The 12839-nt window shown below is 41.0% G+C and carries 14 protein-coding genes; 5 read left to right on the top strand and 9 right to left on the bottom strand.

Features of this window, described 5'->3' with window-relative positions:
- Positions 1-111 precede the first annotated feature (111 nt).
- On the top strand, positions 112-681 hold the full coding sequence (locus MB09_RS12930) for a DNA-3-methyladenine glycosylase I (RefSeq protein WP_045081339.1): 570 nt from the start codon (positions 112-114) through the stop codon (positions 679-681).
- A gap of 6 nt (positions 682-687) precedes the next feature.
- On the opposite strand, the gene MB09_RS12935 is transcribed toward MB09_RS12930, so the two are convergent.
- The 4 genes from MB09_RS12935 to MB09_RS12950 all read right to left on the bottom strand — a co-directional run bounded on the left by MB09_RS12935 (position 688) and on the right by MB09_RS12950 (position 3213).
- A complete protein-coding gene (locus tag MB09_RS12935; RefSeq protein ID WP_045081340.1) occupies positions 688-1029 on the bottom strand; it encodes a hypothetical protein in 342 nt (113 codons plus the stop codon).
- A gap of 132 nt (positions 1030-1161) precedes the next feature.
- On the bottom strand, positions 1162-1830 hold the full coding sequence (gene aat, locus MB09_RS12940; protein WP_045081341.1) for a leucyl/phenylalanyl-tRNA--protein transferase: 669 nt from the start codon (positions 1828-1830) through the stop codon (positions 1162-1164).
- Positions 1831-1928: 98 nt separating this feature from the next.
- On the bottom strand, positions 1929-2306 hold the full coding sequence (locus MB09_RS12945; protein WP_045081342.1) for a DUF3127 domain-containing protein: 378 nt from the start codon (positions 2304-2306) through the stop codon (positions 1929-1931).
- Between the two features lie 31 nt (positions 2307-2337).
- Positions 2338-3213 carry a flavin reductase family protein gene (locus MB09_RS12950; RefSeq protein ID WP_045081343.1) on the bottom strand — a complete coding sequence of 292 codons (876 nt, stop codon included), beginning with the start codon at positions 3211-3213 and terminating at the stop codon, positions 2338-2340.
- Between the two features lie 119 nt (positions 3214-3332).
- Between MB09_RS12950 and MB09_RS12955 the strand changes: the two genes are divergently transcribed.
- A complete protein-coding gene (locus tag MB09_RS12955) occupies positions 3333-4487 on the top strand; it encodes a sensor histidine kinase (protein WP_045081344.1) in 1155 nt (384 codons plus the stop codon).
- Between the two features lie 2 nt (positions 4488-4489).
- The gene (locus tag MB09_RS12960; protein ID WP_045081345.1) at positions 4490-4837 is read left to right on the top strand and encodes a hypothetical protein; all 348 of its coding nucleotides are present in this window, start codon (positions 4490-4492) and stop codon (positions 4835-4837) included.
- Here MB09_RS12960 and MB09_RS12965 read toward each other — a convergent pair.
- Both MB09_RS12965 and greA read right to left on the bottom strand, forming a co-directional pair.
- Positions 4827-5222, bottom strand: a complete 396-nt coding sequence (locus MB09_RS12965; RefSeq protein WP_045081346.1) for an HIT family protein — start codon at positions 5220-5222, stop codon at positions 4827-4829. The genes MB09_RS12960 and MB09_RS12965 overlap by 11 nt on opposite strands.
- A 2-nt stretch (positions 5223-5224) precedes the next feature.
- Complete coding sequence (gene greA / locus MB09_RS12970; RefSeq protein WP_045081347.1) at positions 5225-5701, bottom strand: transcription elongation factor GreA; 477 nt, start codon at positions 5699-5701, stop codon at positions 5225-5227.
- A gap of 182 nt (positions 5702-5883) precedes the next feature.
- On the opposite strand from greA, the gene MB09_RS12975 reads away from it, so the two are divergent.
- On the top strand, positions 5884-6321 hold the full coding sequence (locus MB09_RS12975; protein WP_045081348.1) for a hypothetical protein: 438 nt from the start codon (positions 5884-5886) through the stop codon (positions 6319-6321).
- A 100-nt stretch (positions 6322-6421) separates the two neighbouring features.
- Here the strand turns inward: MB09_RS12975 and MB09_RS12980 are convergent, their stop codons facing one another.
- Together MB09_RS12980 and MB09_RS12985 are read right to left on the bottom strand one after the other, a co-directional pair.
- Complete coding sequence (locus tag MB09_RS12980) at positions 6422-8602, bottom strand: TonB-dependent receptor (RefSeq protein ID WP_045081349.1); 2181 nt, start codon at positions 8600-8602, stop codon at positions 6422-6424.
- 132 nt (positions 8603-8734) lie between these two features.
- The gene (locus MB09_RS12985; protein WP_045081350.1) at positions 8735-8974 is read right to left on the bottom strand and encodes a hypothetical protein; all 240 of its coding nucleotides are present in this window, start codon (positions 8972-8974) and stop codon (positions 8735-8737) included.
- Between the two features lie 19 nt (positions 8975-8993).
- Here MB09_RS12985 and MB09_RS12990 point away from each other — a divergent pair, with 19 nt between their 5' ends.
- Positions 8994-11474, top strand: a complete 2481-nt coding sequence (locus MB09_RS12990) for an ATP-binding protein (RefSeq protein WP_045081351.1) — start codon at positions 8994-8996, stop codon at positions 11472-11474.
- Between the two features lie 2 nt (positions 11475-11476).
- Here MB09_RS12990 and MB09_RS12995 read toward each other — a convergent pair whose 3' ends face one another.
- Positions 11477-12838 carry a sigma-54-dependent transcriptional regulator gene (locus MB09_RS12995; protein ID WP_045081352.1) on the bottom strand — a complete coding sequence of 454 codons (1362 nt, stop codon included), beginning with the start codon at positions 12836-12838 and terminating at the stop codon, positions 11477-11479.
- Between the last annotated feature and the right edge of the window lies 1 nt (position 12839).

Genomic DNA, 12839 nt, shown 5'->3' on the forward strand with positions numbered 1-12839 from the left:
GTTTTCAGTTGGCAGTTGCAGTTGACAGTTTAACCCCCAACCCTTAAAGGGGTGCAGGAGTTGGCTTCCACCGGGGCGGACTGGGGTAGGAATATTTGTAAAATATGAAATATGAATTCAGAAAAAGTGCGCTGCGGATGGTGCGGCACCGATCCGCTCTACGTAACATACCACGATGAGGAATGGGGCGTGCCCGTGAAGGATGACAAAAAAATGTTTGAATTTCTGCTTTTGGAAACCTTTCAGGCAGGACTGAGTTGGATTACCATTCTTCGGAAACGTGAAAATTTTAGAAAAGCCTTTGACAATTTCGACTATAAAAAAATAGCCAAATACGACCAATCCAAAATTGACGCACTGCTGCAGGACGAAGGGATTATTCGCAATAAACTGAAAGTACATTCCGCAGTTACAAACGCGCGAGCTTTTATGGAAATCCAAAAGGAATTTGGAAGTTTTAACCAATATATCTGGGGTTTCGTAAACCACAAACCCATTAAGAATATCTGGAAGACCCACAAAGATGCGCCAGCAACGAGCCCCGAAAGTGATGCCTTGAGCAAGGACCTAAAAAAACGGGGATTTAAGTTTGTGGGCAGCACCGTGGTTTACGCCCATATGCAGGCCACCGGAATGGTGAACGACCATATCGAGAGTTGCTTCCGCTTTCACGAAGTATGATTTTTTTCAGAAAATATCTTTCAGCGAATTTTTAGAACTGGTAGCCGCAACAGCTTTTAGAGCTTGATTATATTGTGTAGCAAGCTCTGGGTCGGTATTTTTTTCCTCAGAGAATAATTTTTGGAACCAAGTGACTGCCTTATCATATTCGCTCTTGTAGTAATAGGCGGTAGCCAATTTCTTATAAATAAAGGGCGTACCATAGCCTTCTTTAACCACCTGTTCATAAACGCGAACCACATCAATATCTTTGTTTACGTCTGTTTTGTGTGTGGCCGATTGCGCGATGGAAAGAGAGGAAATTCCGGCAAATAAAATCAAAGTAAGCAAAAAACGCTTTGTAATCATTGGGGATATCAGGTTTTTACAAACGTATGCAGTTAATTTGGGATTGCACGTGTTTGTGAGGTTTGTTGTTCAAAGAAACTATAAAAATTAAATATTATTGCAGTTTGGACTAAAAATGAAAAAATTTAACTTTTAATCGGCCGAACTTTCGGGAGCCGTTTCTTGGTTCAAAATCGCCAAAAATGTATCTCTCTCTATTTCCTCCGCGCCTAAACTCTCCAAATGTGCATTATAAATCTGACAATCTATAAATTTATAGTTTTTCAATTTTACATATTCTGAAAGGTAAAAAAAAGCTACTTTGGAAGCATCGCTCACCAAGCTGAACATACTCTCGCCACAAAATACTTTTTTCTGTGAAAGATCAACCCCGTAAAGTCCGCCAACCAGTTTATCGTTTTTCCAAACCTCGACGGAGATAGCGTGTCCGGCTTTGTGCAAGGCAATGTAGGTATTTTGCATTTCTGCGGTAATCCACGTTCCGGCCTGTCCCTTTCGTAGAACTGTTGCACAGTTTTTTATAACTTCCTCAAAATTTTGATTAAAAGTAATTTTGAATTTTTCACTGTTTAAAGTTTTCCGAAGACTTTTTGAAACCTTAAAATTTTCTGGAAACAAAACCATTCGCGGATCCGGGCTCCACCAAAGAATGGGCTGATCATCTTCAAACCAAGGAAATATACCGGAATGGTAAGCAAACAGAAGGCGCTCCACAGAAAGATCGCCGCCAATGGCGAGCAAGCCATCTTCAGTCGCTTCTTTGGGATTTGGGAACCAAAGTTTGTCGGTTACAAAGTGCATATCTCAAAATTGCTGAAAATTTTCGCATAAAAAAACCCCGAAGGAAATTTAATTCCTTCGAGGCCAATTTTAGTTATGGGTAAAATTCCTGCCCTTGTTTAAAAGGGAAGATCGTCGTGTTCTTCTTCGTTAAAATCGTTTGCAGGTTCAAAAGCTTCCGCCGGAGGCATTGGAGGCATATCGCCACTACCCGTGGTTTGAGATACATTTTCAATACGCCAGCCTTGAATGCTGTTGAAATATTTGGTCTCGCCCTGCGGATTCACCCATTCGCGGCCGCGGACGTTGATGCTCACCTTTACGTCTTGCCCTACTTTATAACTGTTCAGTAAATCTGTTTTGTCCTGCACAAACTCAATCATTATATGTTGTGGATATTGCTCTTCGGTAGTAATTACCATCTCACGTTTCCGAAACCCGTTATTGCCGTAGGTTTTGGTTTCATCTATCATTTTTATTTTTCCTTGTAGTTCCATTTTTTTTACTTAAATATTTATTGTTTTTCTTTTATTTTCTGCTTAAAAGCACTTTCCAAGCTTCCTCAATTTTTCCTTCGCAAAGAAAGTCTTGGGCTTTTTTATGAATTTCTAAAACATTACCCTCATCCCGCAACCATTTCAATTCGTCGGATTCATTTATAAAGGTATTAATTTCTTCGGAATTTGGGAAATTTTCTACGTTGCCCAGCATTCCCAAATCATTGCCCGTCAAAACTTTGCTACGGCGGATTTCTTCGGGAAGACTATCCACGCCCATTCCCAAAGTTGTCAATGGTTTGGGAACTTCAAAAAGACCCTCTTTTGCACGGCTGTACCAATTGCCACCGAGCCGTGAAACGGTGTCAATCTTAAAAGGATCGATGCTGCCATCTTCACTTAAAATTTCCTCTTTTATATGAATTTTTACAACTTCGCAAATTACTAAATTTCCTGCGCCGCCTTCGGTGCCAAGTTTAATTACGTCGTTCACTTTACATTCCAGCTGTACGGGCGCTTCGGCAACGCGGGGTGGTTTTACCAGTTCTGAAGGAATTTCAGTAAAGCCTGCCTTTGTGAATTCATTTACGCCCTTGGCATATTCCGTGGAAGAAAGCGACACTTGCTGCACCATTTCAAAGCTCACAATGTTTATAACCACTTCGGGCACTTCCAAAACATTTTCATAGGTATGTTTCGTGGTGTTGTCGCGGCCGCGGCGCGCTGGCGAAAACACCAGGATTGGCGGCCGTGCGCTAAAAACATTAAAAAAGCTAAAAGGCGAAAGGTTTACGTTTCCTTCTTTATCAACAGTACTTGCAAAGCAAATAGGTCTAGGCGCCACCGCGCCCAAAAGATAGCCGTGCAGTTTTCCGGTGGATAATTCGTGTGGTTCAATAGAGATCATTGCTGCAAATGTACCCAAAGATTATAGCTTGTAAAAACTTGATTATACAATAATATCAACATATTTGCTTTATATTTAAACCTGCTTTTGGAAAGCATCGCTGCAATTAATATTTATGTATGTTTCGCAATAAATCACTCTCCCGCTGGGGTTTTATTTTGGCTTCGCTTATCGTTATCAGCCTTATTTTGTGGAATACTTATGCGTTCTTTACCCAATTAAAAGCAAACGAGCGGGCCAAAATGGAGATTTGGGCGGCTGCCCAAGGCGAATTGGCTCAGAGTCTTGCTGGAGAAGGGAATACGGTTAGTGAAACCGCCCTTGCTATAATCCAAAGCAACAGTACGACTCCAATGATTCTTCACACTTTAAAAGAGGATTTCTATGACGGAAGAAATATTGACCCGGAAATTTTAAAGAACGAAGTCGCTAGACAAAAACTCATTGATCGTTTTACGTCAGAGTATAAACCGTTGGAGGTAAAGTATAATGATCAAGTTCTTTCTGTGATTTATTTTGGCAATTCACCATTGATAAACAAATTAAAATACTATCCCGCAGCCTTAATCCTAATTATCTTTCTTTTCATATTAGCCGTTTATCTTTTTTACAAAACCTCAAAATCTGCCGAACAGAACAGGCTCTGGGCCGGGATGGCAAAGGAAACGGCACACCAAATTGGCACGCCCCTTTCCTCCTTGGTGGGCTGGACAGAAATTTTGAAAAGTGAAAATGTAAATTCCGAATATATTGCCGAAATGGAAAAGGACATCTCGCGCTTGGAAAAAATTACAGACCGGTTTTCAAAAATAGGTTCGGTACCAAAATTGGAACGCTGTGATCTGGTTGCTGAAACCAAAGCCACTTTTCATTATTTGCAGAAACGGACTTCGAAACTCATCGATTTTCAACTCGATATTCCTGAAAAGCCTGTGTACGTTCAGATGAATCCCCAACTTTTCAGCTGGACCATTGAAAATTTGGTGAAAAACGGAATTGACGCGATGAAAGGAAAAGGAAAGATTACCATTTCAATAGAACAAAACTCAAAGTATGCGCTAGTGCATATAGCCGATACGGGAAAAGGCCTTACAAAAAGTGTGTTCAGAAGAATTTTTACACCTGGCTATACCACCAAAAAACGCGGCTGGGGCCTTGGACTTTCCCTCGCAAAAAGAATTATCGAGGAATATCATAATGGTAAAATACGTGTACTTAAAAGCGCACCAAACCAAGGCACAACAATGGAAATAGCCTTAAAGACAGAAAGTTAATTATGGAGACCAAAACACATATTTTACACACGGGGCGCTTAAAAAACAATTGCCCCACTTGTTTTGGGACCGATGGCCTGGAATTTACATTTACCCAAGTAGAAAAAGAAAACTCTTTTTTTAAAAAACCAGCTTCCGAAATAGAAAGCAATTTATACTGCCATACCTGCAAAAACGATATTTACCCCGTAAACTGGACGGAAGACATTGAGCGCGTTTTTGATTACAACAAAAAAATAGCGGAAACCAATAAACAATATTTAAAGGTAAAACCGCTATTTTATATTTTAGTAATCGCAGCAATTGTTTTGATTGCAGCGGTAGTGTATCTACTAATTCCTACGATTTAAGTTTTTCGGCAATGGCTTCGGCCAACATTTCAAATTCTTCCGAAGTCATTTTTACCTTTTTGGTAAATCGCATATCGTCCATTTCATTCAAAGGAATAAGATGGACGTGCACGTGCGGCACTTCCAAGCCCACGACGGCCATTCCCACACGTTTGCAGGGAACCGTTTTTTCAAGCGCGCGTGCAACTTTTCGTGAAAACTGCATCAATTGAAGGTACATATGCTCGCCCATGTCAAAAATCTTGTCGATTTCCTCTTTCGGCACACAAAGCGTATGGCCTTTTGCGTTTGGATTTATGTCCAAGAACGCAATGAAATTGTCGTCTTCTGTCACTTTATAAGAAGGAATTTCACCTTCAATAATCTGAGTGAAAATTGATGCCATAGTTAATCTCTTGAAATTTCCAGTATTTCGAATTTAAGCACGCCATTGGGGACCTGTATTTCGGCTATCTCGCCTTTTTGCTTGCCCAGCAATCCCTTTCCGATGGGGGAATCTACAGAAATTTTTCCCGTTTTTAGGTCAGCTTCACTTTGGGCCACGAGCTTATAGCTCATTTCCATGCCATTGTTTTGGTTTTTTATTTTCACTTTGGAATGTACCAAAACCTTGCTCAAATCCAGTTGCGATTCATCTATCAAACGGGCGTTTGCAAGTACTTCTTCCAGCTTTGCAATACGCATTTCCAGCATTCCTTGGGCCTCCTTGGCTGCGTCATATTCCGCGTTTTCGCTGAGGTCGCCTTTATCGCGAGCCTCGGCAATGGCATTAGAGGCTTTTGGGCGCTCCACATCGCGTAGATAATCTACTTCATCCCTTAACTTTTTCAATCCCTCGGCGGTGTAATAAGATACTTTACTCATAACTTCATCGTTTGCGTATTACAAACCCTTTTTTTAATTCTTAAATTCCATATAATAAGATTCCCGCCAGCGCGGGAATAGAAAAATCCCATACGGCGACGGGATTATGTTTAACAAATATACTAAAAATTTAGTTGTAGTATAATTTGTTGTAATTTCGGCCTTAAAATTTAGTAGTTTCCATGAAGAATATAATTATTTTCCTTTCAATAATTTTCACACTGGTATCCTGTTCAAAAAATGATGACCAAAAAGAACGAAATCCCTATTTAACCGATCCTGTTGTAAATCTGAACTTAAACTTAAATTTGCCTGAGTACAACGGTCTTCGATTTCCCGGAAATTATGTTATTACTTCCCAGGGAATTAAGGGAATTGTGGTTTATTGTGTGAGTGAAACTCAATATTTTGCGTATGACCTCACCGACCCAAACCACGTGCCGAGCAATTGTTCGCGAATGGAGGTGGATGGCCCAATTGCGACCTGTCCTTGCCCGGATGACGACAATAAGTATAATATCGTAAATTTTGGAAGGCACACCACCGAGCCCGACACCCAATACCCAATGCAATCCTATCGGGCGGTGCGAAACGGCAATACCATTAACGTGAGCAACTAATACCTAAATATCCATTAGACTTAATTTTTGCTACCCTCATTCCTTCCACTCCATCTGTCCCGCGCGCCTCGGCAGACAGACGGAGCCGAAAAAACAGCAGTTAAAACTTCACTGTAGCTCCCACTAAAAAGTTAATCGTCGCCTGCGGATAATATCCCGCGCCTTCAACGGTAGTAACGGTTCCGGGATTGCTGAAATCATCATCATAAGTATAAAAGTAGCCGTTGGAAATATATTCCACGTTAAAAATATTGTTCACCAAGGCTGAAAAAACTACTTCCTTTACCCACGGAAGCGAGTCCAAAGTGTAAACAATGTTAAAGTCATTCACGAAATAACTGTCCAATTTTGAAGCTTCGCTGTCAATATTGCCCATATATTGTTCGCCCACAAATTTTGAAAGAAAGCCCAATTGCAAGTTCTGGATTGGCGAATATTCCAGCATATTTCCTGCGACTACCGAAGGCGAAAAGGAAATATTTGTATTGCCAAGATTTACCAAATCCCCATCGCGGGATGTGACGAAATCCACATTTTTATTGGTGCTCAACGCGATATTTGGCAGGGTTCTCAAATTTTTAAGAAGCTGTATTTCAGCATCCACTTCCAGTCCCAAACGGTAGCTTTTTCCGCTGCTGGTTCGTAAGGGCGCGCCCACATCGTTCAGTTCGCCGGAGAGTACCAATTGGTCTTTGTAATTCATATAATAAATATTGGTGTTGACCTTTGCCTTTTCGGTGGCGAATCGCCATCCAAGTTCAAAATCGTCCAACTTTTCGGGCGTAACAATTCCCTGTTCGTAATCATTTCGTGAAGGCTCGCGGTGCGCCTTTCCATAGGAGAAATAGAACTGGTTTGAAGGATTTAATTTATAGGTCAATCCCGCTTTTGGGTTGAAAAAGGAATAGTCTTCATCTACGGTCAAAGCTTCCAAATCTGAAGTAATCCCCGAAATATTATAGTTCAAAAACCGTCCCTGCAAATCGCCGAACACGCTCCACTTTTCATTGATTCGATACGTTGCTTTTGAAAAAACGGTGAATTCACTTTTTTCGCCATTCCCTTCGTAATAACGGTCCCGTATTTCAGAATCGCTGGCGTAGCGCGCCCAAATTACTTCGCCAAAATGGTCGCCGGTGTAATAGCTGTAAAACGCCCCGCCCGTAAAATCAATTTTGTTGTTTTTGTAATTCACGTTCGCATTCGCCGCGTAAAAATCGTTATCGAGCCAGCGGCGGCGGATTAAATCGGTTGTATTTATGGTATCACCGCCAATTTCTATGGGTTCAAAACCGTAGGTTTCAAAATCTTCATTCTCTTTGTATTGTTCAAAATACCCTTCACCTTTTGTATAATTTAAAGAAACATTGGTGCTCCAATTATTGCTGAAACGCTGGTTCCAAAGCAATTGATAATGGTCTTGGGCATAATTATCTACTTCGTTGTCATAAAACTGAATATTTCCATCTTCATCGGTGTACATTCCGGCAGAATTAAAGGTGCGGTCGTTTTCAAGCTTTTCGGGGTCTTCCAAACCGTTCCACGATTGGTAAGTTTCTTCCCTGCCGCCGAAAACCAAGGCTTTTATCAAAGTATTTCTATTTACAAAAGCACCTTGCAGAAAGTATGATTTCAAGTCGGAACTGGCCCGGTCAATATATCCGTCGGATTGAATGGTTGACAACCTTCCCGCTAATTCAAAATGCTCGGAAAGCAAGCCAGTACTGAACTTTATATTGTGCTTGTGTGTATTATAACTTCCGAAGGAGTTGGCAATTTCGCCATAGGCTTCCTCCGAAACGGCATCGCTCAACAAATTCAAGCTCGCGCCAAAAGCGCCCGAACCGTTGGTGGAAGTTCCCACGCCGCGTTGCAACTGCAGGCTTTGCACCGAGGAAGTAAAATCGGGTAGATTGACCCAAAACGTGCCTTGGCTTTCGGAATCGTTATACGGAATTCCATTCAGCGTAACATTTACGCGCGAAGCATCGCTCCCACGAACACGAATGTAGGTATAGCCAACGCCAGCGCCGGCATCGCTCGTGGTAACCACCGACGGAAGATAGTTGAGCATATACGGAATATCCTGCCCGAGGTTTCGTTTTTCGAGCTCCTCTTTATCGAGGTTTGAGTGGGTAATTGGCGAATCGGCATCTACGCGGACGGCCTGTACCAAAACTTCGTCCAAGGCTTCAATTTTTGTGGAATCCTGTGTTTTTTCCTGCGCGGAAACGGTAATAAAAAGAGAAGTAAAAACTGTGGTAATCAATAACTTTTTCATTCGTAAAAAATAATTTTATACGAATAAAAGGGGCGTTATTCTTGGTTTGTTAAATGGTTTATATAAAAAAACCCTGAAAACATTGCGTCGTGCAATATTACAGGGGGTTCCTATTTGTATCCCTTGGCGGCATTACCCGCCCAGGTTCTTTGGGTATAATCTCAGCCTTTTGAAGTTGGAATTTTGAGCGACGAGCAACGAAATAGTTTCGTAACTCGTATCTTCAATTTCGTACTTCCAAAAGCACCCCTTTGAGATGTTCGGCAAAAGTACATTTCTTTTTTCAATTTCTCCAAATACTTCCGCATCGTTTTCGATTTCGGTTTCGATTTCGATTTTTTTTACTATATTCTTAATACTTCCCCGTTTCATTACTATTTACATTTGAACGATGGCCACTTCAAAAAACAAATTCACCTTTAAAATCATCCTCAGCTACCTTGTTTTGGGGGCTTTGGCTGTGTTGGTAGGCTTTTTTTTATATTCTGAATTCAAAAATTTCACTGCTGAATCAAGCGAAACCACAGGTGAAAAAAAGTTTATTGAAACCGGAACACTCATCAATTTGGTTTACGAGACCGACGGATTTTCGAGGCTCGCGCTTTTAACCGAAAGCGATGAAGATTTTGAAAAATATATGGCGAAAACCGATTCGCTTTTCAGAAAAATAGACGAGATAAAATCGCTTACCACCAACGATTTTCAGCTAAAACAATTGGACAGTGTAAAAACGTTGCTCAAGGAAAAGAACCGAAACATTGAACAGTTGCGAATTCTTCGTTTGACGAACCAAAAAGATACTTCGCTGGACGATATTATGCGCGAGGTGCGTAAACTGGAAGCTTCCGTAGGCTTGAATTCGGTGGAGTCGTTAATCAGAAATCCGTCAAAATTGAAACCGCGCGAACGCAGGATTTGGCAGAAATATGCCGATTATCTCAACAGTGATGCCGCACGCGACACATCCACTGTCAAGTCGAAAACCGTAGATTCCATGCTTGTCGCCGCACGGTATATTGTTGCCGAGGCGAAAAAGGAAAATTCTCGAATTCGCGAATCGTTGATACAAAAAGAGAACGAATTGATTCGCAACGATCTCAATATTTCGGAACGTTTGCGCGAGATTATCGCCAGTTTTGACCGTGAAATTACAAAAAACAACAATCTGGAAAAGCAGCAGCGGGCAAAATCCATGGAACGCACCAAGAAAATCCTGAAGTTTGCCGGAATTTTGGGCGGTATCGTGGTTTTGCTGTTTTCGTATTTTATTCTTTCAGATTTTTTTAGGGCGGAACGGTTTAAAAAGAATTTGGAAGAATCCAAAAATTATGCGGAATCGCTTTTGAAAAGCCGCGAACAGCTCATTTCCACCGTAAGCCATGATTTAAAAACGCCTTTAAATACCATCAGCGGCTATTCCGAATTGTTTGAAAATTCAAACCTTTCCGAAAAGCAGAAATACTATTTAGGGCAAATCACTTCCAGCTCGCATTTCATTTCACATTTGGTGGATGATTTGCTGGATTTCTCCAAATTGGAAGCGGGAAAATTGCCCATTGAAAGCGTTCCCTTTTCTTTGGAAAATATTATCGTTGAAGCCGGAAATGCCGTAAAACAGCAGTTTCCGCAGAAAGCTGTCGATTTGAAGTTTTCCATTTCGCAGGAAATTAAAAGCAAAATTTTTGAAAGCGACCCGCTGCGGATTCGGCAGATCATAAATAATCTCGTCGGCAATGCTTTTAAATTTACCGAAAACGGAAGCGTTGAAATTAAGGTTGAAGAACTTGACACTTCGACTGCGCTCAGTGTTCCAAAAATTTCCAAAATAAAAATCTCCGTAATCGATACTGGAATTGGCATTTCCGAAGAAAAACAGCAGCTTATTTTCAATGAATTTACGCAGGCCGAAACCGAGATTGCCCACAAATTTGGCGGCAGCGGTTTGGGGCTTGCCATTTCAAAAAAACTCACCGAGCTTTTGGGAGGAAGCCTAAAGGTGGAAAGTGTTTTGGGGGAAGGAAGCAACTTTATTTTAACCCTTCCGCTGAAAAATTCAGATAGGATTTTGACGAAAACCATTCCGAAGGAAAACATTTCTTTTGAAGGTCTGAAAGCCGTAATTATTGACGATGACCAGTCGATTCGCGCACTTTTACAGGAAATTTTTGAGCAGTTGGGCATTGCTTCGGAAGCATTTGAAAGTTACGAACAACTAAAAACCTCAAATTTTGGTTCCCGAGCTGAATCACGTCCCGACTTCATTTTAACCGACATCCAAATGCCAAAAACCGACGGTTTTACAGTTTTGGAAAAACTGAAAAATGGCGAAATAAATTCCTATAAAAATCAGCCCGTAATAGCAATGACAGGAAGTAGGGAGCACAGCCGCGATTTCTACCTCAAAAAAGGGTTTTCTGAAATGCTGCCGAAACCCTTTTCAAAACAGGAACTCGTTGCAGTTTTGGAGCGCATTTTCCCAAACCGCAGGAATTTTTCGGAAGAAAATATTGTGGATGAAATTTTCAAATCAAATTCCGCAGACAATGAAAAATTCGACCTTTCCCTTTTAAAATCCTTTTTAAATACGCCCGAAGCCTTGGAAGAAGTGCTAAAAGTTTTCAACGCTCAAACCGAAAAAGATCTGCAGCAAATCAAAAATTCAATTGTTGAAAATGACACAAAAACTATTTCTGAAATTGCCCACAGAATGCTCACGATGTTCCGCCAAATAAGGGCAAAGGAAGTAATTCCCATTCTCGAAAAAATGGAGGATTACACTGCCGAAACAGTTGAACCTGTGGAAATGAAGATGGATTTTGAAAAGCTTATTTTGAACATTCGGGATTTACAAAATGCGCTTTCTAATAGCTGATTTTACAAATCTATTTGATAATGCTCCAGTTTGTTATAAAGCGTTTTGCGGGTAATGTTCAGCAGTTTTGCGGCTTTGGTTTTATTGAAATCGGCTTCCTTTAAAGCGTTCAAAATAAGTTGTTTTTCATTGCTTTCCTTTGAAAAATCTACGGTTTCCTTTTTCGTATTTTCAGCAAACAAAACTTCCCGCGGAATCACTTCCAACGGAATCAATCGGGAATTGGTCAACAAAACGGAACGCTTGATTACGTTTTTCAATTCACGCAAATTGCCCGGCCAAGCGTAGTTTTTAAAGGCTTCTTTCACTTCTTTCGAAAGTCCGATTACTTCCTTTCCCAAAGATTTATTTGCTTCATTTAAAAAGTATTCAATAAACAGAAAAAGATCCTCTTTCCGTTCGTGCAGCGATGGAATGTGGATTGAAAATTCATTCAAACGATGGTACAAATCTTCCCTAAATTTCCCCTCGGAAACGGCTTTCAGCAAATCTTCGTTGGTTGCGGAAAGGATGCGCACATCCACTTCAATTTCGGTATTGCTGCCCACGGGTTTTATGCGGCGTTCCTGCAAAGCGCGAAGTAATTGAATTTGATTTTCGTATGAAAGATTACCGACTTCATCCAAAAATAATGTGCCGCCGTCTGCCGCTTCAAAATGTCCTTTTTTGTCATTTACCGCGCCGGTAAAACTTCCCTTTACGTGGCCGAAAAATTCGCTGGCAGCAATCTCTTTCGGAATGGCACCGCAGTCCACGGCCACAAAATTTTTATCTTTTCGGGAACTATAATTGTGGATTGCCTTTGCGGCAACTTCCTTTCCAGTTCCGCTTTCACCTTGAATAAGAACGCACATATCCGTTGGCCCGACCAGCTTTAAATATTCGTTGAATTTTTTGGATGCTTCGCTGATGCCGATGACAAATTTGGGCTTTTCAGAAGTTGGTTGGGAAGCAGGTTGTTTCGGCTCAACAGTTTCTGAAACGGGCTCTTCCGAAGATTCCGTATTTTGAGAATCCGCTTCAATAATCATCAGCAATTCCTCGGGCCGGAACGGTTTCGAAATATAGTCCAAAGCCCCTTTTTTTATGGCTTTTACCGCGGTATCCACTTCGGCATAGCCCGTCATTAAAATCACTTTGGTGTTTGGGGAATTTTTTTGGGAAAATTCAAGCAAGTCAAGACCCGAATCGTCCGGCAGCTTTAAATCGGTTATCAGCAAATCGAACTTGTTTTCAGAAATGATTTTTCGGGCATTTTCGCCTGAAAGCGAAACAGAGACATTAAAACCTTTTCGTTCCAAAAAAGAGGTGAGCATCTTTCCAAAAGCTACATCGTCTTCAACTATATGTATTTGCTGCGCCATT

The sequence above is a fragment of the Aequorivita vladivostokensis genome, from assembly GCF_000952855.1.
Lineage (GTDB): Bacteria > Bacteroidota > Bacteroidia > Flavobacteriales > Flavobacteriaceae > Aequorivita > Aequorivita vladivostokensis.

Bases quoted from the DNA above. Each gene is read 5' to 3' on its own strand.
- MB09_RS12930 (WP_045081339.1), top strand. From the start codon at position 112: ATGAATTCAGAAAAAGTGCGCTGCGGATGGTGCGGCACCGATCCGCTC.
- MB09_RS12935 (WP_045081340.1), bottom strand. From the start codon at position 1,029: ATGATTACAAAGCGTTTTTTGCTTACTTTGATTTTATTTGCCGGAATT.
- aat (WP_045081341.1), bottom strand. From the start codon at position 1,830: ATGCACTTTGTAACCGACAAACTTTGGTTCCCAAATCCCAAAGAAGCG.
- MB09_RS12945 (WP_045081342.1), bottom strand. From the start codon at position 2,306: ATGGAACTACAAGGAAAAATAAAAATGATAGATGAAACCAAAACCTAC.
- MB09_RS12950 (WP_045081343.1), bottom strand. From the start codon at position 3,213: ATGATCTCTATTGAACCACACGAATTATCCACCGGAAAACTGCACGGC.
- MB09_RS12955 (WP_045081344.1), top strand. From the start codon at position 3,333: ATGTTTCGCAATAAATCACTCTCCCGCTGGGGTTTTATTTTGGCTTCG.
- MB09_RS12960 (WP_045081345.1), top strand. From the start codon at position 4,490: ATGGAGACCAAAACACATATTTTACACACGGGGCGCTTAAAAAACAAT.
- MB09_RS12965 (WP_045081346.1), bottom strand. From the start codon at position 5,222: ATGGCATCAATTTTCACTCAGATTATTGAAGGTGAAATTCCTTCTTAT.
- greA (WP_045081347.1), bottom strand. From the start codon at position 5,701: ATGAGTAAAGTATCTTATTACACCGCCGAGGGATTGAAAAAGTTAAGG.
- MB09_RS12975 (WP_045081348.1), top strand. From the start codon at position 5,884: ATGAAGAATATAATTATTTTCCTTTCAATAATTTTCACACTGGTATCC.
- MB09_RS12980 (WP_045081349.1), bottom strand. From the start codon at position 8,602: ATGAAAAAGTTATTGATTACCACAGTTTTTACTTCTCTTTTTATTACC.
- MB09_RS12985 (WP_045081350.1), bottom strand. From the start codon at position 8,974: ATGAAACGGGGAAGTATTAAGAATATAGTAAAAAAAATCGAAATCGAA.
- MB09_RS12990 (WP_045081351.1), top strand. From the start codon at position 8,994: ATGGCCACTTCAAAAAACAAATTCACCTTTAAAATCATCCTCAGCTAC.
- MB09_RS12995 (WP_045081352.1), bottom strand. From the start codon at position 12,838: ATGGCGCAGCAAATACATATAGTTGAAGACGATGTAGCTTTTGGAAAG.